Origin of the sequence: Metallosphaera yellowstonensis MK1 (assembly GCF_000243315.1) — an archaeon.
Classification (GTDB): Archaea; Thermoproteota; Thermoprotei_A; order Sulfolobales; family Sulfolobaceae; genus Metallosphaera; species Metallosphaera yellowstonensis.
On the sequence record NZ_JH597761.1, the window covers coordinates 632220 to 651106 of the forward strand.

26 protein-coding genes and 5 pseudogenes are annotated in these 18887 nt (G+C 47.6%); 13 read left to right on the top strand and 18 right to left on the bottom strand.

Annotation, left to right across the window (positions count from 1 at the left end):
• The first annotated feature begins 18 nt into the window (after positions 1 to 18).
• The gene (locus tag METMK1DRAFT_RS03915) at positions 19 to 1077 is read left to right on the top strand and encodes an ISH3 family transposase (protein ID WP_009071147.1); all 1059 of its coding nucleotides are present in this window, start codon (positions 19 to 21) and stop codon (positions 1075 to 1077) included.
• On the opposite strand, the gene METMK1DRAFT_RS03920 is transcribed toward METMK1DRAFT_RS03915, so the two are convergent.
• Positions 1066 to 2298 (bottom strand): RNA-guided endonuclease InsQ/TnpB family protein, encoded by a 1233-nt coding sequence (locus METMK1DRAFT_RS03920; RefSeq protein WP_009071149.1) that lies wholly within the window; start codon positions 2296 to 2298, stop codon positions 1066 to 1068. The genes METMK1DRAFT_RS03915 and METMK1DRAFT_RS03920 overlap by 12 nt on opposite strands.
• A 615-nt stretch (positions 2299 to 2913) precedes the next feature.
• On the opposite strand from METMK1DRAFT_RS03920, the gene METMK1DRAFT_RS03925 reads away from it, so the two are divergent.
• From METMK1DRAFT_RS03925 to METMK1DRAFT_RS03935, 3 genes are read left to right on the top strand one after another with little or no spacing between them, the layout of a single operon-like run.
• Entirely contained in the window at positions 2914 to 3120 is a 207-nt protein-coding gene (locus tag METMK1DRAFT_RS03925; protein ID WP_009071151.1) for a MoaD/ThiS family protein, read from the top strand.
• Complete coding sequence (locus tag METMK1DRAFT_RS03930) at positions 3113 to 3745, top strand: hypothetical protein (RefSeq protein WP_048087402.1); 633 nt, start codon at positions 3113 to 3115, stop codon at positions 3743 to 3745. Before METMK1DRAFT_RS03925 ends, METMK1DRAFT_RS03930 begins: the two co-directional genes overlap by 8 nt.
• Positions 3742 to 4839 (top strand): FAD-dependent oxidoreductase, encoded by a 1098-nt coding sequence (locus tag METMK1DRAFT_RS03935; protein ID WP_009071154.1) that lies wholly within the window; start codon positions 3742 to 3744, stop codon positions 4837 to 4839. Before METMK1DRAFT_RS03930 ends, METMK1DRAFT_RS03935 begins: the two co-directional genes overlap by 4 nt.
• A gap of 138 nt (positions 4840 to 4977) precedes the next feature.
• Here the strand turns inward: METMK1DRAFT_RS03935 and METMK1DRAFT_RS03940 are convergent, their stop codons facing one another.
• The gene (locus tag METMK1DRAFT_RS03940) at positions 4978 to 5166 is read right to left on the bottom strand and encodes a hypothetical protein (protein WP_009071156.1); all 189 of its coding nucleotides are present in this window, start codon (positions 5164 to 5166) and stop codon (positions 4978 to 4980) included.
• A gap of 710 nt (positions 5167 to 5876) precedes the next feature.
• Between METMK1DRAFT_RS03940 and METMK1DRAFT_RS03945 the strand changes: the two genes are divergently transcribed.
• From METMK1DRAFT_RS03945 to METMK1DRAFT_RS03955, 3 genes are read left to right on the top strand one after another with little or no spacing between them, the layout of a single operon-like run.
• Positions 5877 to 6386, top strand: coding sequence for a DUF1955 domain-containing protein (locus tag METMK1DRAFT_RS03945; RefSeq protein WP_009071159.1), 510 nt, complete (start codon positions 5877 to 5879; stop codon positions 6384 to 6386).
• Positions 6383 to 7744 (top strand): pyruvate kinase, encoded by a 1362-nt coding sequence (pyk, locus tag METMK1DRAFT_RS03950; protein WP_009071162.1) that lies wholly within the window; start codon positions 6383 to 6385, stop codon positions 7742 to 7744. Before METMK1DRAFT_RS03945 ends, pyk begins: the two co-directional genes overlap by 4 nt.
• A 4-nt stretch (positions 7745 to 7748) precedes the next feature.
• Positions 7749 to 8210, top strand: coding sequence for a GNAT family N-acetyltransferase (locus tag METMK1DRAFT_RS03955; RefSeq protein WP_009071164.1), 462 nt, complete (start codon positions 7749 to 7751; stop codon positions 8208 to 8210).
• Here METMK1DRAFT_RS03955 and METMK1DRAFT_RS03960 read toward each other — a convergent pair.
• The 3 genes from METMK1DRAFT_RS03960 to METMK1DRAFT_RS03970 all read right to left on the bottom strand — a co-directional run bounded on the left by METMK1DRAFT_RS03960 (position 8198) and on the right by METMK1DRAFT_RS03970 (position 9608).
• Positions 8198 to 8548 carry a transcriptional regulator gene (locus tag METMK1DRAFT_RS03960; RefSeq protein WP_009071166.1) on the bottom strand — a complete coding sequence of 117 codons (351 nt, stop codon included), beginning with the start codon at positions 8546 to 8548 and terminating at the stop codon, positions 8198 to 8200. The two genes, METMK1DRAFT_RS03955 and METMK1DRAFT_RS03960, sit on opposite strands and share 13 nt — an antisense overlap.
• A gap of 453 nt (positions 8549 to 9001) precedes the next feature.
• Positions 9002 to 9394 (bottom strand): type II toxin-antitoxin system VapC family toxin, encoded by a 393-nt coding sequence (locus tag METMK1DRAFT_RS03965; protein ID WP_048087405.1) that lies wholly within the window; start codon positions 9392 to 9394, stop codon positions 9002 to 9004.
• A complete protein-coding gene (locus tag METMK1DRAFT_RS03970; protein ID WP_009071170.1) occupies positions 9384 to 9608 on the bottom strand; it encodes a type II toxin-antitoxin system CcdA family antitoxin in 225 nt (74 codons plus the stop codon). The genes METMK1DRAFT_RS03965 and METMK1DRAFT_RS03970 overlap by 11 nt, the downstream gene beginning before the upstream one ends.
• A gap of 72 nt (positions 9609 to 9680) precedes the next feature.
• Here METMK1DRAFT_RS03970 and METMK1DRAFT_RS18865 point away from each other — a divergent pair.
• Positions 9681 to 9873: pseudogene (locus METMK1DRAFT_RS18865) on the top strand (zinc ribbon domain-containing protein); the annotation flags it as partial.
• Between the two features lie 114 nt (positions 9874 to 9987).
• On the opposite strand, the gene METMK1DRAFT_RS03975 reads toward METMK1DRAFT_RS18865, so the two are convergent.
• Positions 9988 to 10212, bottom strand: coding sequence for a hypothetical protein (locus METMK1DRAFT_RS03975; protein ID WP_009071172.1), 225 nt, complete (start codon positions 10210 to 10212; stop codon positions 9988 to 9990).
• A gap of 142 nt (positions 10213 to 10354) precedes the next feature.
• On the opposite strand from METMK1DRAFT_RS03975, the gene METMK1DRAFT_RS03980 reads away from it, so the two are divergent.
• The 3 genes and pseudogenes from METMK1DRAFT_RS03980 to METMK1DRAFT_RS18870 form a co-directional block, all read left to right on the top strand.
• Positions 10355 to 10621: a hypothetical protein gene (locus METMK1DRAFT_RS03980; protein WP_009071174.1), complete on the top strand. Its 267-nt coding sequence runs from the start codon at positions 10355 to 10357 to the stop codon at positions 10619 to 10621.
• Complete coding sequence (locus METMK1DRAFT_RS03985) at positions 10614 to 11003, top strand: hypothetical protein (RefSeq protein ID WP_009071176.1); 390 nt, start codon at positions 10614 to 10616, stop codon at positions 11001 to 11003. The genes METMK1DRAFT_RS03980 and METMK1DRAFT_RS03985 overlap by 8 nt, the downstream gene beginning before the upstream one ends.
• 437 nt (positions 11004 to 11440) lie before the next feature.
• Positions 11441 to 11884: pseudogene (locus tag METMK1DRAFT_RS18870) on the top strand (IS701 family transposase); the annotation flags it as partial.
• Between the two features lie 420 nt (positions 11885 to 12304).
• Here the strand turns inward: METMK1DRAFT_RS18870 and METMK1DRAFT_RS03995 are convergent.
• The 9 genes and pseudogenes from METMK1DRAFT_RS03995 to METMK1DRAFT_RS19975 all read right to left on the bottom strand — a co-directional run bounded on the left by METMK1DRAFT_RS03995 (position 12305) and on the right by METMK1DRAFT_RS19975 (position 16823).
• Complete coding sequence (locus METMK1DRAFT_RS03995; protein ID WP_009071180.1) at positions 12305 to 12697, bottom strand: PIN domain-containing protein; 393 nt, start codon at positions 12695 to 12697, stop codon at positions 12305 to 12307.
• Entirely contained in the window at positions 12681 to 12908 is a 228-nt protein-coding gene (locus tag METMK1DRAFT_RS04000; RefSeq protein WP_009071182.1) for an AbrB/MazE/SpoVT family DNA-binding domain-containing protein, read from the bottom strand. Before METMK1DRAFT_RS04000 ends, METMK1DRAFT_RS03995 begins: the two co-directional genes overlap by 17 nt.
• A 312-nt stretch (positions 12909 to 13220) precedes the next feature.
• The gene (locus METMK1DRAFT_RS17385) at positions 13221 to 13574 is read right to left on the bottom strand and encodes a transposase (protein ID WP_172634112.1); all 354 of its coding nucleotides are present in this window, start codon (positions 13572 to 13574) and stop codon (positions 13221 to 13223) included.
• 135 nt (positions 13575 to 13709) lie between these two features.
• Positions 13710 to 14138 (bottom strand): annotated as a pseudogene (locus tag METMK1DRAFT_RS17395) (IS701 family transposase); the annotation flags it as partial.
• Between the two features lie 133 nt (positions 14139 to 14271).
• Entirely contained in the window at positions 14272 to 14403 is a 132-nt protein-coding gene (locus tag METMK1DRAFT_RS19415; RefSeq protein WP_281034075.1) for a hypothetical protein, read from the bottom strand.
• Between the two features lie 187 nt (positions 14404 to 14590).
• Complete coding sequence (locus METMK1DRAFT_RS15530; protein ID WP_009071185.1) at positions 14591 to 14965, bottom strand: hypothetical protein; 375 nt, start codon at positions 14963 to 14965, stop codon at positions 14591 to 14593.
• Between the two features lie 287 nt (positions 14966 to 15252).
• Positions 15253 to 15642 carry a hypothetical protein gene (locus METMK1DRAFT_RS18875; RefSeq protein WP_245544547.1) on the bottom strand — a complete coding sequence of 130 codons (390 nt, stop codon included), beginning with the start codon at positions 15640 to 15642 and terminating at the stop codon, positions 15253 to 15255.
• Positions 15643 to 16199: 557 nt separating this feature from the next.
• The gene (locus tag METMK1DRAFT_RS04030; RefSeq protein ID WP_009071192.1) at positions 16200 to 16550 is read right to left on the bottom strand and encodes a hypothetical protein; all 351 of its coding nucleotides are present in this window, start codon (positions 16548 to 16550) and stop codon (positions 16200 to 16202) included.
• A 9-nt stretch (positions 16551 to 16559) separates the two neighbouring features.
• Positions 16560 to 16823 carry a C2H2-type zinc finger protein gene (locus tag METMK1DRAFT_RS19975; protein ID WP_425357377.1) on the bottom strand — a complete coding sequence of 88 codons (264 nt, stop codon included), beginning with the start codon at positions 16821 to 16823 and terminating at the stop codon, positions 16560 to 16562.
• A 46-nt stretch (positions 16824 to 16869) separates the two neighbouring features.
• Here METMK1DRAFT_RS19975 and METMK1DRAFT_RS19420 point away from each other — a divergent pair, with 46 nt between their 5' ends.
• Complete coding sequence (locus METMK1DRAFT_RS19420) at positions 16870 to 17004, top strand: hypothetical protein (RefSeq protein WP_009071193.1); 135 nt, start codon at positions 16870 to 16872, stop codon at positions 17002 to 17004.
• 385 nt (positions 17005 to 17389) lie between these two features.
• Here METMK1DRAFT_RS19420 and METMK1DRAFT_RS18880 read toward each other — a convergent pair.
• Positions 17390 to 17705: pseudogene (locus tag METMK1DRAFT_RS18880) on the bottom strand (hypothetical protein).
• Positions 17706 to 17768: 63 nt separating this feature from the next.
• Positions 17769 to 18050 (bottom strand): hypothetical protein, encoded by a 282-nt coding sequence (locus METMK1DRAFT_RS19640; RefSeq protein ID WP_009071195.1) that lies wholly within the window; start codon positions 18048 to 18050, stop codon positions 17769 to 17771.
• A 62-nt stretch (positions 18051 to 18112) separates the two neighbouring features.
• Between METMK1DRAFT_RS19640 and METMK1DRAFT_RS04035 the strand changes: the two genes are divergently transcribed.
• The gene (locus METMK1DRAFT_RS04035) at positions 18113 to 18385 is read left to right on the top strand and encodes a hypothetical protein (protein WP_009071196.1); all 273 of its coding nucleotides are present in this window, start codon (positions 18113 to 18115) and stop codon (positions 18383 to 18385) included.
• A gap of 104 nt (positions 18386 to 18489) precedes the next feature.
• Here the strand turns inward: METMK1DRAFT_RS04035 and METMK1DRAFT_RS18130 are convergent.
• Positions 18490 to 18887: pseudogene (locus tag METMK1DRAFT_RS18130) on the bottom strand (IS701 family transposase); the annotation flags it as partial.

Here is an 18887-nt window from a genome sequence, read left to right on the forward strand (position 1 = left end):
ACCACGTGAGTAAGTGAGATGGTAACACCGGTACTCCCTCACCAAAACAACCTTCAACAAATAGGATATAAATTACTTTCCGTGCTGAACTTCAAGGGAAAGAAAGGGGAAGAGGTGGCGAGAACCCTCATCTCAGCGTGTTTATGGAACGATTCAGTAGAGAACAAGTCGAGGGCGTACGGCGTGTCCCCACAGACCGTGAGGAATTACGTGGAGGAGCAGGGGGTGGAAGTTATTGAGAAACTCTTGGAACAAGTGAGGAAGATATCCTTGGAGGTACTGAAGGGAGTCAAGGAGATAGACCTCTCAATAGACTGGACGACCAAGACCTGGTACGGGAGACCGGTGGAGGGGCTCGGGAGTTCGGAGGAGGGAAACTCTTGGAACTACGCAACTGCGACGACTAAGTTTGACGGGAAAGTGCTCCTACTAGCTTTCATTACTCAAGTGAACGGGATGACTAAGGATGAGGTCGTGAAGGCCCTCGTGGAGCAAGTCGTCGCCATGGGGTTCAAGGTAAGGTTGATGACTCTCGACGCTGGTTTCTACACGGTTGACGTGCTCAACTTCGTTTCGCAGTTCAAGTACATAATTGCCGTCCCTGTTGGGGACGTGAAGGTCTACCAGGAGTTTGACGGCGAGTACGAGACGAACAGTAAGAGGCACAGGAGGGACGAGCAGGTCAAGTTCAGGCTCCTCGTGTACAGCAAGGAGAAGGTCAGGAGAAAGAAGAGGACTCTAGTTTACTTCGCTAGGGCTACGAACCTCGACCTACCGAAGGGGGAGGTGTTGAAGTTGTACAACAAGGTGAGGGGTCCCATAGAGACCTCTTACCGGAACATCAAGGCCTTTCTCCCCTTCACCAGTTCCACCAAGTTCGTCTTCCGCACGTTGATCTTCGTGCTGGCCGTGGTCCTCTACTCCCTGTACACAGTGTTCAAGGGGGAGGTGAGGAGGGAGGAGTTCAGGTTACTCCTAATACTCTTGTTTTCTGATGATTTATTCTATCTAAGAGATTTTCTACTTAAATCAATAGAACCGCTTATTAATAATATAGATTTATTTTCAAGGAGGTGATTTTGGGTCTACCGTAACGGACGGGGCTTCCTGCTTCAAAGCCGAGGCTTGCCCAAAGGGTAGAGGTCTCAGCTCCACAGGCACTAAGGGTCGTTCCGACCCCGATCTTCTTAGGACGTTGAGGGAAGCATTATAATCACGATCAGCGACCCAACCGCACTTGGGACAGACAAACACACGATCGGCCAACGTCAAATCTTTCTTAACGTGTCCGCACCTAGCACAAGTCATTGAAGTAAAAGCAGGATCCACTAGAGTGAGTTTCTTACCGTACTTCCCAAGTTGATACTCCATGACACTCCTAAGCTCATGAATAGCAACATCGTGTAACCTCATCCTCAGCCTTCGAAGAGACTTACCAACAAGTTGCTTAACTTGAATGTCCTCCATTACGAGAACGTCGTAATGCTCAGCAAAATACTTACCGAGTTTCATGTACATATCCATCCTCAAGTTCTTCAAGTGTTCGTGAGCCCTCGCTAGACGAATCTTTGCCTTAAACCAGTTGCGTGACAGGAACTTCTTCCGTGAGAGAGCTTTATGAAGCCTCTTCACCTTGTTGAGTGCCTTCTCGTAAGGTCTCTGGTTGGGGACATATTCCCCGTCAGAGGTAGTGAGAAGTTTCTCTACACCAATATCTATCGCCACTACTTTTCCAATTGATGGTAGTTTTGGGAACTCGTAGTTCTCAACTATGAACGAAATATATACTGTCTCACTCCTTGTTAGCTTTACTACTCTCTTTACCCTGTCCAATGGAAAATCCCTATGAACAATAACGTTGAAGATACCCAGATGTGACAGTCTTAACGTCATTACCTTCTTCTTGTTCTTCTTGCTCTTCGTCCTTATTTCTCTTACCCTCAGTACTTTCCAACCTGATTGAGGGTAGACGAGGGAGTACCACTTGTGTGCTCTCTTCTCCCTGGGGTAACGTGCTAACCCTTCAAAAAAGCGTTGCCTAGCCTCGTAATAACGGTCGGCAAGTTGCTGGGCAGTCTGTGAGTAAAGTTGCTGATATTGTCCATCTTGTTTTCTCAAGTCCAGGGCTAGTTGCCTTAACTCCGTTTGGGTTAGACCTTTCCCATCCCTTTGGTAGAAATATATGTCTGCCCACCGTAGGGTGTTGTAAACCTCACATGCTAACTTCAACTGGGCTTTTAACGCCCTCAACGTTTGTTCGCCTGTGTATGCTCTGAACCGTAACCCTACGTCGGGCATTAATAGGATACCTGATGCTGTTACTAAAAAAACCTTTCTACAAAGGGGGCTATCCATCTCCACCCTTACGGATGGAGTCTTACGCCCCCTTTGAACCCCCGAGAAGATAAAATGAGGGACAAAACACCATCTCTTCGAGGGGCGGGGTAAAAGTCATTAAGTCCGAAATTACCATCTCTTTTAACAGCTACTTCATATCTAACATCATCCTCGCTTTGAGGGCGAGGGTTCCCGGGATTCCCCCAAATGGTCCGCTAAGGCTTAGTCAGCAAGATTTTTGAAACATAAACAATGAACGACCTACTTCACGTGACCGTTGAGGTGTAACGGATGTCGTTCCGTGATGAAGTCCCCTGCTACTCGGAGGCGTGACCGAGGGAGTGTCCCGTTGGAAACAATTGAATAGGGAGTGCTCGGATATACCACGTGTAATTCACATGATGTAAAATAGTTAAGGAAAATCAGTTGTGGGATTTTTCCTTAGTTAGCGCCCTGTAATCAAGGTAAAATCTGATAACTGCTGTAAGGAAACTGGTTCTCCGTCACTCTCTAAGTTCCTCAAGGGCAAAGAGTTTCCCTCACAAACGTTTTAACTCAGGAATCCACTGAACGTGTGTGAAAGTTAAGGTTTACCTGGCTAGACAGAAGGAGGAGAGGGTCGTTTCCCTTGATGACAGGGCTACAGTGAGGGATCTGATCAAAATCTTGGGTCTGAGGGTTCAGGGGGTCGTTGTACTGAAGGATGGTGTTCCCGTTCTTGAGGAAGAGAGGTTAAAGGAGGGAGACAACCTGACCGTAGTCCTCACTGCGTCTGGTGGTTGACTTGGACCTAGCAGGTTTGAGGAGTTTGGATCCGGAGAGGAGACGGAGGGCGTGGGAGGAACTGGAGTCGCTCGCTTCTAGGTCCCCCAAGGAATTGGAGGATAAGAGACTGTACATTCGGTCACTCCTGTGGCACAAAATGCAGGGAGTGAGGGAGGAGGCCTGGAAGCATCTCCCGTTGTACAAGAGGCTTGAAGTAGACGTGGAGAGAGCCTTTAGGGCTAACTCCGACAGAATAAAGCTCACCGCTTGGTCCCACTACCCTGATGTCATATCTTCAGGGCTGATGACCAGGGAGCAGGTCGTGAAGATGAGACAACACTTCTGGAGGTTACTCAGGAGCTTTTACCCTACGGTCAGGAAGAAGGCGTGGGCCCTTCTGGTCTCCATGGTGAGGGACGGCATAGTGCAAGAGGGAGATAAGGAGAAGGTCCTCTCATATCTCTCCCATAGGAAGGTTAGCGTCAGACTGTTGGCCTGGTCGAAGGTGAGGGAACTGGGGGAATTGGGCTTCCTAACGAGGGAGGACGTTGAGAGGAAGGAGGTATTCCTCAAGGAACTAACTCAGGGAGAGAGCAGAGCCTCAGCGAGGGCCAGGAAGCTGGTGGAGGTGCTCAGGCTTTGAGGGTAGCCGTGCTGGGAGGGGGGATAACTGGGCTCTTCGTGTCCAAGTTCCTGGCGGAGGAGGGAGCGGACGTGACGCTTTATGAACCCCAGGATCTCGGACACTTCTCAGTCCACGCTGCGGGGCTCATAGAACCCTATAGGTTCGACAGGATGAACACCACGGGTATGATCGTTAAGATGCTCAAGTACATGAGGCGTGGTGTAACTTCACTGAGGCAACTTGACGGGAGATGGGTCTTGGAGCTGTTGAAAACGCTGAACAGGGACCCGCCAGAGGAGGCGTGGTCGACCATCAGGGAGATGGCTAAGTTCTCCCTGAGGTACTATAGGGAGATGGCCGAGGTAAGGAACGACTTCGATTATAGGGATGACGGGCTACTGGAGGTCTACAGGTCCAGGGAAGAGCTGGAGAGAGGAGAAGAGGAAGAGAAGAGGAGCCCGTTTAAGGCCAGGTTTGAGGTGGTGGACCTAGAGGGATTCGCTGGAGCTGTGTTCTTTCCAGACCTGAGCAGGTTGGCAACCGAGAAGTTCGTGGCTAGGATATCCAGGGAACTGGAGGAGAGGAAAGTCAGGGTAAGGAGAGAGGAGGGTAAAGTTCAGGGTAATAAGGTGAACGGAGAGGAGTACGACGTTGTGGTGTTAAGCAATGGGGTGTGGATGAGGAGAGAGTTGACACTCCCACTTACCGCATTCAAGGGATATGGGGCCTGGGTTAGAGGAGAAAGCAAGTTCAAGAACGCCATGGTCTTAGCTGAGGAGGGAGTTGCCATCTCTCCGCTCTCGGATCACGTGAAGGTGACTGCAGGCTTCTCTGCAGACTTCTCAACGCAGGGCTCCATGGATCTGTTGGGGAAAGTAGCCGATGTGGTGAAGGCAGAGGAGGTGCTCAGGTACAGTCAGGGATTCAGACCCTGTTCACCTGACGGTTTCCCCATAATAGGAAGGAGAGGTGACTGGGTCGTAGTGACCGGAGCTTGTAGGTTGGGGTGGAGCTACGGTCCGGCCATGGGAAGGTGGAGTGCAGACCTGGTTCTAGGGAAGGTGAGGTCTTTAGGTTACCTCTCCAGGTATGTGGAGGAGAACCCAACGTGAGCCTTTAAGCCTAGGACATTTGGGTTTTTGGGCTTTATAGAATTTCAAACGATATCAATTCTCAGCCCTTGGGCTTCACAGGAGTCGCGGGGAAACCCGTTCACACTCCTTAAGGATGACCCAATCCAACGGGAGTGTTTACCCGTGGCGTAACTTACCTTCTTTAATTACTTCTAATTCCACCACGGGCACCCCTCTTAAGGGATCATACACGGTCACCCTTAACTCATTGGGGCTAGTCGAGGGAAACTTCAATACCCTCCCATCCACACTTTTATCACTCCCCAAACCTCGTGAGCAGTGCCCGTCATCAGTTAGGGGGATCATCAATAAAAACTACTTAGGTAATACTATATAAACACAACTTGTCAAAACGATATTTAGAAGTGATTAAAAATAACGAGTAGTTACGTAGAAGCGTTACAGTCTCTATCCGTTAATAAAACCGCACACCTTAAGTTAACCGTCACACCTAGTCGGGATACCCTCACCCTCCGGTGTAACTGTATTTAAGATTTCTAACAATTAGCAAAACCTTAAGTCTTATCGAGAACTCTCTACAACGGCTTGCCACTTAATACGTCACCACGTCTCGACTCCTTTCCCGGATGAAACCGTTCAGTCTAAGGGCACGTCCTAGGCCCCTACCCGGGTGACGTACGTAAAACTTTATCCCTTCGCGATTTAAGGGGGGGCAAACTGGTCCACTCTGCGCTAAAATTCTCTACCTACACTTTCGTCCCAGTCCCTTTGTGTTCAATCATGACCCAGTGTGAGGGCTTAAGCCCTGGATAACTACAAGTCATGGTAAGTGAATCGTGAGAATCCTTGGAGCCCAACAGGGAGGGGTTCACGTCCTGGATCTCTCCCCTTGAGCGGAGCTTACACGATGTGAGAGCTCACGTTTTACGTAAAGATTGTAACATGGATATAAAACATTCTCGACGTGAAAGGACTCAGCCCGAGATATTTAACGACCGTCTCTTAAGGGAATCATGGTATAACATATTTAAGACACGGGGAGATTACTATAAGTAATGACCAAAGAGAACAGGGAGTTACAGAAGTCCCTCATGGAGGCGAAGGAGAGGATAGTTAACGGGGATGTCAAGCAGGGAACTGAGCTCATAGGAAAGGTCGTGAATTCCTCCAATATAAGGGAGGCTAACTGGGTCATCTGCAACATAATAGACGCGGCGGAATGCAAGTACGTGGTCGAGACCCTGGAGAGTATAGGTAAGATCTTCGACATAACCACCTGCGGAAACTTGAAGAGGGTCATAACTTGTCACGCCATGAGGGGCGTACTCAACGAGTATGTGGATATAGCCCTGGGGGCCCTGGTGAAGAGGAGGAGAGAGGATCTCCTGGACAGGCTGGCCCAAGAGTTGATGAACGCCGACCCCAAGTTCCTGGTGAAGCTCGCCTCAGCCTACGGTGAGTTGGGTAATACCAGGAAACAGGGAGATCTCCTCAGGGTAGCGTGCGAGAAGGGACTCACAGAGGCCTGTAGGAATATTAATCAGGTCTACCCACGGCTCTCATGAGAAGAACTAAGATAGTGGCGACGCTGGGGCCCTCCTCCCTCAAGTTAATTTCTCAACTCTCCAAGTTCGTGGACGTATTCAGGGTCAACTTCGCTCATGGGGATGAGAACAGCAGGAGGGAGTACGTGAGACTCATCAGGGAAGAGGCACCTGACTCTTCCATCCTTATCGACCTCCCAGGCCCTAAGCTGAGGGTGGGAGACATAGGGAGGATGGAGCTCAAGAGGGGACAGGAGGTCCTCTTCTCTCCCAAGGGTGGGATCACGGTTGAGGACCCCGTGTTCTACTCTAGTGTTAAGGAGGGTTCCGTCATCCTCATCTCCGACGGCCTCATAAGGATTAAGGTGACGAACGTTTCTGAGGACGAGGTCAGGGGTGTCGTATTGGATGAGGGAGTGTTGACCTCCAGGAAGGGGATAAACATACCTGACCTCAATCTGAGGAGCGGACTCACCCAGAGGGATCTGGAGTTGCTGGAGGAGGCCATCTCACTCAAGGCAGACTACGTAGGGCTCTCCTTCGTCCTCAGCGCTGAGGACGTTAGGAAGGCGAAGGAGAGGATAAAGGGGAGGGCGTGGGTAGTATCCAAGATCGAGAAGAGGCAAGCCGTGGAGAACCTGAAGCAGATAATTCTTGAGAGCGACGCCGTCATGGTAGCCAGGGGAGACCTTGGAGTGGAGATAGGCCTGGAGAACCTACCGTACGTGCAGAGGAAGATAATCTCCACCTCTAAGACCCTGGGGAGACCGGTAATCCTGGCCACACAGGTGTTGGAGTCCATGGTCCTGAACCCTATGCCCTGGAGGGCTGAGGTCATAGACGTTGCCAACTCCGTCTACCAGGGGGTGGATGCAATAATGCTGAGCGATGAGACAGCTTCAGGTTCCTATCCCCTGGAGGCAGTGAGGTACCTTCACCGCATCATAACTTCCTCAGAAGACAAGGTGAGGTCCACGAGGCCCACCCCCTCAGGTCCGGACGACGCCGTCGCCTCAGCCTCGCTGGCCCTCGCTGAGACTTCCAAGTCGAAGCTAATAGTGGTGCACACAAGGAGCGGACTCACGGCCCTCAGGGTGTCGAGACTCAGACCCAGGAGTCCCATACTCTGCCTGACCCCGGATCCCGAAGTCGCGAGGAGGTTAAGGCTCTGCTGGGGGATTACAACGGTGGTGGTGAAGGGTCCCTCATCCTTGGACGAGATGGTTTCCTTGGCCGTGGAACACTGTAGGAGGTTAGGGGTCAAGGGTAGCGTGGTCATAGTCGCCGGGGATCCGTCCACGGAACCGGGGAGGACGGACTTCATCAAGCTCCACAACCTGGATGAGGAGAAAGGCTTAAAATCTACTAAGAAGATTTAAATATATGGAGCTGAGTATAAGCATACCGCTGTCGATCAGGGAAGCTAGGAGGGAGGACGCTGATGGGATATACCAACTCTACTCCTCTCTTTCCCCAGAGGACCTCTACATGAGGTTCTTCAGTTTCCACAGGGTTACCAGGGGAGAGATAGAGGAGTTGGTCAAGGGTGGGGACCACGTGACGCTAGTGGCCGAGGAGGGAGGAAAGATAGTGGGAGAGGCAACCCTATACAAGGACGGGGAGTTCTCCTTGGTTGTGGACCCCAGGGAGAGAGGAGCGGGACTAGGTACCAAGCTGGTCCAGGAGTTAGTGAGGAAGGCTAAGGAGATGGGACTCAGGGAGGTGAGGTTTTACACGTTGCCGGACAACATGCCTATGATAAGGATCGGGAGGAGACTGGGCTTCAAGCTGACCTTTGAGGAGGACGAGGTCCTGGGAGTCCTGAAGTTGGATCACCACTCGTAGGGGCAGGAATAGTCCTGAAGCCTCAACTTCTTTCTAGCTAAGCTACACAGGGGACACATGTTCACTACTTCGTTGTTTGTGAGTTTGACCGCGAAGTTCCTGACGACTTCCATGAACTCGGGGTCAGATTCCAGGACGTGTTTGTAGGGCGTATTGGCCCTCTTCCCCCTGAGGTAATAGCTCGCCTCTGCGGGGGTGAGGCCCAGGAGTGAAGCGGCCTTGAACTGTGAGAGACCCTGTGACACGATCTCCTTAACGAGGATAGCCTTAATACTTGGGATTATGTCCCTCATGGCCACTTCGCAGGGTACGAGCAGTTTTGAGGATCCATCTTTCATAATAACATAAATATCATTGTTTAACGACCTTTAAAGTTTTAGTATGAACAATGGTTATGGGAATCTTTGGGAGGTAATACCAAGAAGTGGTATTAGCGAGAAGTTTTTCGACGTCGTCCTGCTGAAAAGGTGCGGAAGTGCCGATCGAGTTCGCTAGGGAGAGTCTGTTAAGGAGATCAACAGGCTGGGCGTGGTTAGGGGAAGAGGAGGAACAGGAAGGTTAACTGGCACTAGTCCTCGTGGTCCTGATCAACGGGAGTGCCAGAGTCGTCAGGGAGTCGGGAGCTTAACCTGGGGAGCGTGGAGGCGTTCCTCAGCTTCTAGAACGTCATTTAGGCTAACCACCTGGGCTGATGAAAATCTCTAAGTTACGTTAAAGTCCCATAACTGCTGTTTAATAAATAACCAAGTTTTGGTTAACATGAAAACTGGCACGAAATAACTTATGCAAATCTATATAGATTTTATGAAATCTTCTAGAGAAATAGTGTTTTTCTTTCCTATTAAGTCCTTATCGTTGGACACTAAAATAAGTCCTAAAGATGTAGCAGCATAAAGGTAGGACGCGTCGTAATAAGTTAAACCTCCTTTCACTGCAGTTTTGATCACTTCTTCAAGAGGAGGGTCTTCTATTACGTTAAATTTTCTCAAAAATTTATGAAAAAACATCGCAAGGGCTATAGGGTCTTTAACCTTTTTACGTAGGTAATGCTCCTTCCATATTGCATTACCTACCTCGTAGAATGTCAGACTAAGCACGTGAATTTTGCTAGGGTCTATCTTGTCTACATAGTTTAAGAGTGGATACAGAGCTGAGGCGTCGAAAAGAAACCTCTTATCTTTCATTTCTACTCTCCCTAATATCTGTTGTCCAATCATCTTCACTTACGTCTGACATTAATTCTTTAATTTTCATTGCTATGTCTTTAATTTCTTCCTTTTCTTTTTCCCTTATCGCATCCTCCAAAGCCTTTTCCACTACTTTTCTAATGTTGATTCCTAATTCCTCAGCTCTCTTCTTTATCTCCTTTGCTACTCTCACGCTAATTACGTCAGACATGAATACATATACGAGATATTCGTATATAAGAGTTCCGTATACGTGCGCTCTATGTCACTATTCTAAGTGGCTCATGTTAAGAGGGACCTAACTTTGTCTCATCGTATTTTTGTTTGTCCTAATTGTGGTTCGACTGTTAGACCGTGACTATAATGCTTCCCTCAACGTCCTGAGTAGGGTTGGAACGACAGTGCCTGTGAAGCTGAGAGCTCTACCCTTGGCACGCCTTGACCGTGAAGCGGGAAGCCCACTTCTGGCGGGGTAGTTCACCTTTAACTCTACAGCAGTTACGGGACTTTAACGTAACTTAAAGATTTTCATCAGCCCAGGTGATACGCCTATATGACGCTCGAGGACCTGAGGAAAGTGGAGGCGTACCTCAGGTTAAGCTCCCAGCTCCCTGAGGACGTTGTTGATGGTGAAGGTCGTGAGGTAGCCCTGAAGCCTCCTTCAGAAGGACGAGTCCCAGGGCCTTGAAGACCCTTGGAGCTCCTCGATCTCCGGCCAGGCAGGCCTCCTCGCTGAGCGAGAGGTCGGTGGTGTAGAGGTACCTGGTGTACGTCATGGAGTCACGTTTACGTTCCGGGACGTGAGAGGTCTTCATTTATCAACAAAAATTTATTATAAACAAATATAATAAAGATTTCTATCAATGTGAAAAAGGATTCACCACAATTTTTGTAAGGTTGTTAATGACAACATTGTGCTCAAAACAAATTAATATCTAAAGTATATAGTTAGGAATTATGGATGAGTGGGGATTTAGCCAATCTGGTTTTCAGATTTCCACGAATTTTCCGCTCTTATCATTCCCTGGCACTGCTTTTCAAGTGATAGTAGATAATGATTTCGGTAATCTTATAGTTGAATTTAAGAGGAGTGTTGAGAAAAGTTTCGAAGGTGAGGCTTTTGTTACTATTGGAGTTGACGAGAACGGTAGGATAGCTTACATCTCAATAGAACCGTTAGATAAAGATCTAAAAGAAGGGATAAAGGGGATTAAAAATGAGTGAAGTCCTGGACTATACATTACAAGAAATTCGAGAAGGAAAGTATAAGATAGAAACTGATGAGGAAAACCTAGAACTAATTCTCCACCCTGTTTTGTTTAAAGTGTTCAAGAAGGATGATAAATACTTTTTCGTGGTTCAAAACATTATATCTGTGAATACTGATAAACCAAGGTTTGGCCCTCTTTGCTCTAGCAACACTTTAAATTCTAGACCAGCCCGGATCAGGAAGACAGAGGTTTTAAACGAGCCTAAGATCGTGTTGAAAATAGATGAGAAAATTTTCAACATTATAATAAATGTTACTAATATTTCAATTTATCCGGATTATAGGGATTCATTTGGCTCGCCATGCGTGATGGTCTCAACGGTGGTCCTATATTAAGTGTGAATTTACGAGACATGCTCAAGAAAGGCTAAGACTTAGGTTAGAAGAACTAAGCAAAAATTACGGGATAGAAATAGCAGGTGAAATTCAGAGAGTAATTGACGAATTTTGCAAAGCTGAAAAGATAGCTGCTAAAAAACTTAATGATGAGGAAAGCTATTGCAAAAAATTAAGCTTTAATTGTTTATATCTTATCATGGTTTTTGTACAGTTTGATAAAAGAAGAATTATCACATTATTTCCTACCAATAGACCATCAACGGTAAAGAAATTTTGTTAACTTCACCGAAAGGGTGTTATATATATATATTTATTATCTAACACTGTGGCTTAGCTGACTTCCTTACAGCAGTTATGGGAATCTTAGGGAGGTAATACGAAGAAGTCGGTATTAGCGAGAAGTTTTTATTTTTCGACGTCTTCCTGCTCAAAAGATGCTGAACGGAAAGGGATCGATCGAACTCGCTAGGGAGAGGCTGGTCAAGGCGGTCAACCAGGTTCTGGGCGTGGTCAGGAGGAACGGGAGGAGCAGGAAGGTCGGGTTGGCGCTAGCCCTCACGGTCCTGGTAGGTGGGAGGGCCAGGGTGAGGAACGCGGCCGAGACGTTCGGGTTGGAACGTGAACTGATGGGGCGTTGGGAGAACTCGACGACGCGTGGGGACTGGAGGTCCTGTCAGGCTGGTGAAGGGTCAGATCGTCATCGTAGACGACACCGTGGACCACGACGCTCTGGGTAGACGTGAGCCCATGAGAACTACTGGACCTACTGCCACACCCACGGGAGATTCGAGAGGGTTAAGATCCTCACGGTCGTGATGGTGGACCTCAAGCAGGACTTTCACGGTTTCCCTTACGCCGTGAGGAAGATGTTGGACTTGTGAGGGTAAGGTAGAGATACATTAGATTATAATAGCTGAAACTGTAAGTAATATTGCAGTTAACCTATAAACTAAGGAATTAAGATTTTATCCACACAACAGCGGGGAATACTCTAGTGTCTCTAACTTCTTTTATAGTTCTCTTTAACTAATCGCCAAACAGAGCGCGTTAAACCAGTACAGTACAGCAGTTATGGGACTTTCCCTTAAATATCGCCCTGTAATCAAGGCAAAATCTAATAACTTCTGTACAGTATTTATTGGAAAATCCAAGGTCGGTTATTACGTGCTTCCAGAGCGTGGGTCTAGACAGTGACACCAGGAAGACACCTAGTGAAACTCTACGTTAAAGCTTAACCTATCCCTTATAGAACGAATTTCCTACCACTTGAATTTAGGGCATTTTAATTCAACAATCCGTTAAACTACTTCTACTCCGTGTCTTTTAGCGAGGCTCTTCAGGGCCTTGTCCTTAGTAGCTAAAGGTAATTTATTTTCAATAGTGTGAGCTAAAATCACAACATCGTTATATCTGGATAAGCTTAACCTTTCTTTGGTCAATATTTCTAAAGCTATACCTATAATGTTATCATTATCGCACAGGATTTTAGTCCTCTCATTAGCCACGTAACTTTTTATGTACTCTACGTTGTCGATGTTGTTAGCTCTTAGAAACCAAGTAAACTCATGGATAACTAAGGAGGGGATCAGCCATTCCTCAAGGCTGTCTAATAATTCCCCGGCTTCTTTATGAAACTCCGAATCTTCTACTAGGTCATAGATTAAGATGTTTGTGTCAATGACTGCTTTCATTTAAACCCCTTTCTATGTCCCTTTCGATCTCCTCAATAGTTAACTTCCTTCCCAATTTAATTCTCGGTCTTACGGTTGAGACTTTCTTTATTATTATTTCGTCTTCTTCTACGTAAAATTCTAAAATATCCCCCTCATGTATGCCTAGCCTGTTTCTTATGGAGGCGGGGATTGTAACTTGATAGTTTCTGGTAACCTTTACCCTTTCCACGACTTACTACTTAATCTAGTTATATATAAAACTTTCTAGTAACACACTCTACACCGGACTTTTCCGCGTGCGGGTGATTAGGTATTTACAAAGTTGGGGGGCTCTGGAAACCCTTCCAGATTGAAGAGATGTCAGATCTTGGTGCGTATAATTAACAAGTCACAGTAGCTTCTAACTAACAGCAGTTATGGGACTTTAACGTAACTTAATGATTTTCATCAACCTGGGCGGTCCACCTAAATGACGTTCAACGAACCTGAGGAACGCCTCCACGCTCCTCAGGTTCAGCTCCCGGCTCCCTGACGACGTTAGTCATGATGGTGAAGATCGTGAGGTACCCCTGAAGCCTCTCCCTCCTCCAGAACGAGGAGTCCTCCAGCCCAGGGCCTTGACGTCCCTTGGAGGTCCTCGATCTCCCACACAACAGGCCTCCTCCTCGCTGAGCGAGAGGTCGTTGGTGTAGAGGTACCTGACGTGTGTCCCGGAGTCACGTTTACGTTCCCGGACTAGCAATTTTACCGTAATGGGTCGGCCTCCCAGGGTCAGGTCGGCGTAGTAGACTCCGGGGGGTATCCCACTCGGAGGTGTCCCTCCTCGAGGGTCCCCTGGGCCGACTCGACCCTGAGCTCGGTTGGACTTGAGCTCAGACACCACGTTGTCCGTCACGAGCTTCTCGGACAGTACTGGAGTCGAAGACTACCCTGGACACGCGGAAGTACCCCTTGAGCACGTCCAACATCTGGCTATCTCGATCTTGGTCTTGAACTCGTTGACCATCCCCAAGTCCAACATCTTCCTCACGGCGTAGGGGAAACCATGAACGTCCTGCCCGAGATCCGCTATGGCGACCGTGAGGAGCTTGGCCCTCTCGAACCTCCCGTGGGTGTGGCAGTAGGTCCAGTAGTTCTCAGGGGCTCACGTCCTTCCCCCTGGAGTATTGTGGTTCACGGTGTCGTCCACGATGACGACCTGACCCTTCACCGGTCTGACAGGACCTCCAGTCCCTCCACGTGCCGTCGAGTTCTCCCAACGCCCCATCAGTTCACGTTCCAACCCGAACGTCTCGGCCGCGTTCCTCACCCTGGCCCTCCCACCTACCAGGACCGTGAGGGCTAGCGCCAACCCGACCTTCCTGCTCCTCCCGTTCCTCCTGACCACGCCCAGAACCTGGTTGACCGCCTTGACCAGCCTCTCCCTAGCGAGTTCGATCGATCCCTTTCCGTTCAGCATCTTTTGAGCAGGAAGACGTCGAAAAATAAAAACTTCTCGCTAATACCGACTTCCCCGTATTACCTCCCTAAGATTCCCATAACTGCTGCACCGTATATGGACCCACCGTTGTCCTCCACTAGGTACGTGGACGTCACTGTGGCCAAATTTCGGCCTTGAACCCTGTCGACGTTTGGTACACTGGTGAGACCTTGTACACATGCAGTGTCCCGTTGAACCAGTATACGTTCACCGTGTTAGGTAGATCGAAGGTGAAACCAATCATTACCTGTTGGCCTAAACCGATTTGGCCGACAGACCAGTTTCCCCAGACGACACCATTATAATATTTAGGAAGATATGGTAGTTAGTCATAGATCCGCGTTCTAGGACTACCACAATACCGTATGGCCCATACGGACTGGCCGGTTGGTAGTTCCCCAGAAAAGTGGCGGGGTATAGAACACCATACCCTATGCACATCCGCCGTAGTTTCCTGAGGTACCACTGGGGACTACGATTGTCGTATTCAGCCCGATGACTGACGTCGAGAGCGATACCGAGGCGTTGTTATCCAGATAGCCCTGATTTGGCAAAACTTCCAATTGGTTCGTATTCACGACTGCGACGACGCATGGATCAAACCATGCGAGACTGGCCCAATTGGAGCCAGGCGCTGTGACCACTTGGGTGGTCGTAGTGGTCGTGGACGAACCACCAAACGTGAAAGAGGTAGAGTATGTGAACCATGAAAAGCCTCCCCCGCCTCCGAACCTATAGAAAGCCGAAACCGGTATTAGCAATGAAAGTAGGACTAGAGTCATTATTATTAGTATACGCCACATCATTGAGTGAGGAAAAAGAGAACGACTTTTTAAATGGCCCGTCTAAAAATCTTCCTCAATTCAGGCGAGAGGTAAAAAGTTAATGCGGTGGAAATGATGCCCGCCGCAATGAGGAGCTCCGGTAAATAGTGCACATACCACGGAGGAGGTGGTTGAATTGCTTCAAGCGGGGGGATTGTAACATTGAAGAAGGTTGTATTAGGGGGGATTGTAATATTGAAGGCTGTAGTATTGGTAACATTGAGTATCATAACAAAAACAAAGGGGAAAGAATTAAAAAAAGCTTTTCCTTATAGTCCGTACGTTGTTCCTATCCCCGGGTAGGTGAATTGGTATAGGTAACTCCACCCGCCATAACTACTATAGGGCCATCCGTTGTATATTTCGGCATAAGCACTGTTGTAAGCTGAGGACGAACCGAGTTGGTAGACGTCCGCGTATATTGTGCCCGAGGGATTAGTACTAGGCCCAGTATGTTCGTTCCCATCTTCGCCGATATATGCGAAATTGAAGTTTATCATTCCGCCGGACAGATATGGTAACTCATAACGGAATCCGGAGGATGATTCAGGGGCCTCGACTACGCTCATGGCCGAACCTGTCAGAGTCCACGGTATAGATTCATATACTTTCGTAGTCCAAGTTGCCCCATTGGAGTAAAGTACGAAAAACTGAGCCATTGCGGTTCCGTTTTCAAAATTACCTAAGGACACATCAAGACGAGTTACCGTCCCCTCGGCGGGTATATAGTTTTCATAAGCGTTCAGTTCTTGTCCGTTGTCAAAAGTAAATACGAAATACTGAACGTAGACATTACTCGGTGTTACATATACATAATATCCGGCCTGTACGAAGCTAGACCCTTCTGAACCAGATGAAGCGCCGGCACCGTATCCGATTTGTGCGGGGCTAAGCCCAACCCATATGGCCACCACGTCAGGATAGAGATAGCCCGGTTGATAAATGTAAGCTAGCGTAAGATTTTTACGTAAATGTAGTCACTGGCCGTCAGTACTAGGCCCCCAGTAGTTTGTAACCCATGACCTCCACTCGACAGAGTAAGCCACGCCGGCCCAATTCTCTGAGTTAACGGTATTTACTATCTGGTTCGCCCCTATTTGGCTTGCCGTTATTGCTGATGTGTTTAGAGAGATTAGAGCTAGCAAAAATAGCGAAACGCCAATTATTAGGTACTTCCTCATTTGCCGGAACGAGAAAATCAGACTTTAAAAAGGGCTTAAAACAGTGGGCTGTAGTTGTAGAGAAAGATAAACGTGTTATTGACATCTACTAGTATCGACAACGCGATAAACGGTAACAATGAGAGCCACTTATACTTACCTACCTTCAAGACGTCGAAAAGCCTTGTAAACCAGTAGACCCCGGTGAAAAACAGAAGTTTTATCGATATTGCCATTAGAAGTGCTAAGCGAAACGAGATGATACCTTCATTATTGGCGTAGTATATCCAGATAAAGAAGTTCTCTTCATTCAAGATATTTCCTTCATGCCAATACACGGCTGATATGACTAGGTCATAAACGTTGAGTAGGATGAAGAGAACCCATACTATTTTAAGGATTCTCATCGACATCACCTAGCCAACACAGATGTTATGTTTTTTGCAAACATGATCTAGGGTCGAATCCGTATTAGCGAACTCCTTCCGACAGACGGGGCAGGTCGTCGTATGCTCAGTATAACGTGTATGTCGTTTCAGAGACGGATTACTTCCGCGGAATGTTAATGATTTTCTTTCAATTCCACCTTTGGTAGGATAGTTAACAGTCTTTAAGTGGCCACATGTGATAAATACAAGTAGGCTGAAGGTATGAGTAATAAAGTTTTCACATTTGGTGATACAGCAGTTATGGGAACCTTAGGGAGGTAATACGGGGAAGTCGGTATTGGCGAGAAGTTTTTCCGACGTCGTCCCGCTGAAAAGGTGCGGAAAGGGACAGATCGAGTTGGCTAGGGAGAGGCTTAAGGGCCACCTCACGACCTTCACCATCAACAACGTCGTCAGGGAGCTGGGAGCTTAACCTGGGGAGCGTGGAGGCGTTCCTCAGGTTCTCTAGAGCCGTTTAGGCTGACCACCCAGGCTGATGAAAATCTTTAAGTTACGTTAAAGTCCCATAACTGCTGTCATCTAATAACGCGTCCTCCCCAACTACCTCAAGGAGGAGCGTGGTCACCACGTGATTTGATAGAGATCTCATGATATGACCTAGCGCTCGTCCCCTTCCCATGTACTGATGTAGGATCAATTAAGCCACTTTCATTCTATAGAAACAAATAGAAATCGCAAAGGAGCCCTGAATCGCCCTAATAGCTCATAGCGACCTTCATAGCCTCATTAATGTGATAAATTGCGTCGATGATTTCCAGTAGTTCTTCACCTTTCACTTCTCTCTGCGTCTGCATCTCTTATCCCCAGCTTGCCATGTCTTCTATCCTCATGAGGTCTGCCTTACTTTCTCTATCCTTTCCTTAACTTCTTCATCTTGTATTAGCTGTTTCAACGTTTCGATATGCCAGCAGTGGTGCCTGAAAGTGTACCCCTCACAGTCACACGTAGCTCTTACTACCTTCAAACTAATGGGATCCAATATCAGTCTGATGTAATGCGTTAAATCCTTCCTGGACTTAATTTGTATATCCGCTGAAACGATTATGCCTTTAGATAATACGTAAAAACATCTAACCTTTTAATCGGATTTTTGGGGATTTGTGCGGAAATCATTTTGTATCGAGACACGATATATTTATACCCATTTAAAAATTTTAGTCTCGAATATCGAGAGAATTAACATTCTTCTACTGACGAGATCTCTCCTTTAGTTAGTTTAGTTGAACATTCTAGCCCTCTCTGAGTCAGTTGATAAGTGGTAGAACCTCTGGTAGGGTGTAACGTCAATAGCCCTCTTTTGATCAGTTCTTTAATACACCTCCTTACATCTCCTCTTAAATGACCTGGAAACCTCCTCAATACTGCTTCTAAAGGGACGTGAGCAGATAACGAACCGTTGGTGGCGTCAAAAACAGCTACTAATATTGCGTTAAGTGTCTCGATACTGCATTTAGCCATTTTCTGCCAGAATCGTTTTATTCATAACAAGGTTTATAGGTTTTTGGTAGAAAGTGATAATTATGGAAAGTAAACAAGTAGAGAAGGAGGTAGTTTTCGTAAGCAAGGTTTCCGTAACTAAAGGTAAGAAAAACGGTAGGGAGTACGTCACGTATAGGATAACCGTTCCTATGGATAAGGCTAGGGAGTTGGAGTTAAACGAAGGGGATTATCTCTTAATAAAGGCTAAGAAGGCTAAGTGGTATCACCTCTTAAATTGGGAGGAAATGAAGAACGTTTACAACATGTTACCTGAGGAAATAAAAAGAGAAGTCGATGAACTGAATCATAAATAAGGTTTCAACATATCTCTCGTTAGAGGTATTATAACCTTAGGAAAATCACTCTCCCTATTAAGCTCAGCTTTGTCGGATAAGTCTAAAACAGCAGTTATGGGACTTTAACGTAACTTAAAGATTTTCATCAGCCCAGGCGGTCCACCTAAATGACGTTCAACGAACCTGAGGAACGCCTCCACGCTCCCCAGGTTAAGCTCCCCTACCAGCTCCCTGACGACGTTGTTGATGGTGAAGATCGCGAGGTACCCCTGAAGCCTCTCCCTCCTCCAGTATGAGGAGTCCTCCAGCCCAGGGCCTTGACGTCCCTTGGAGTTCCTCGATCTCCCACCCGAAAGGCCTCCTCGACTTCCTCGCTGAGCGAGAGGTCGGTCGTGTAGAGGCACCTGGCGTGTGTCCCAGAGTCACGTTTATGTTCCCGGACTAGCAACTTCACCATAATCACTCGGCCTCCCAGGGTCAGGTCGGCGTAGTAGACTCCGGGGGGTATCCCACTGGGAGG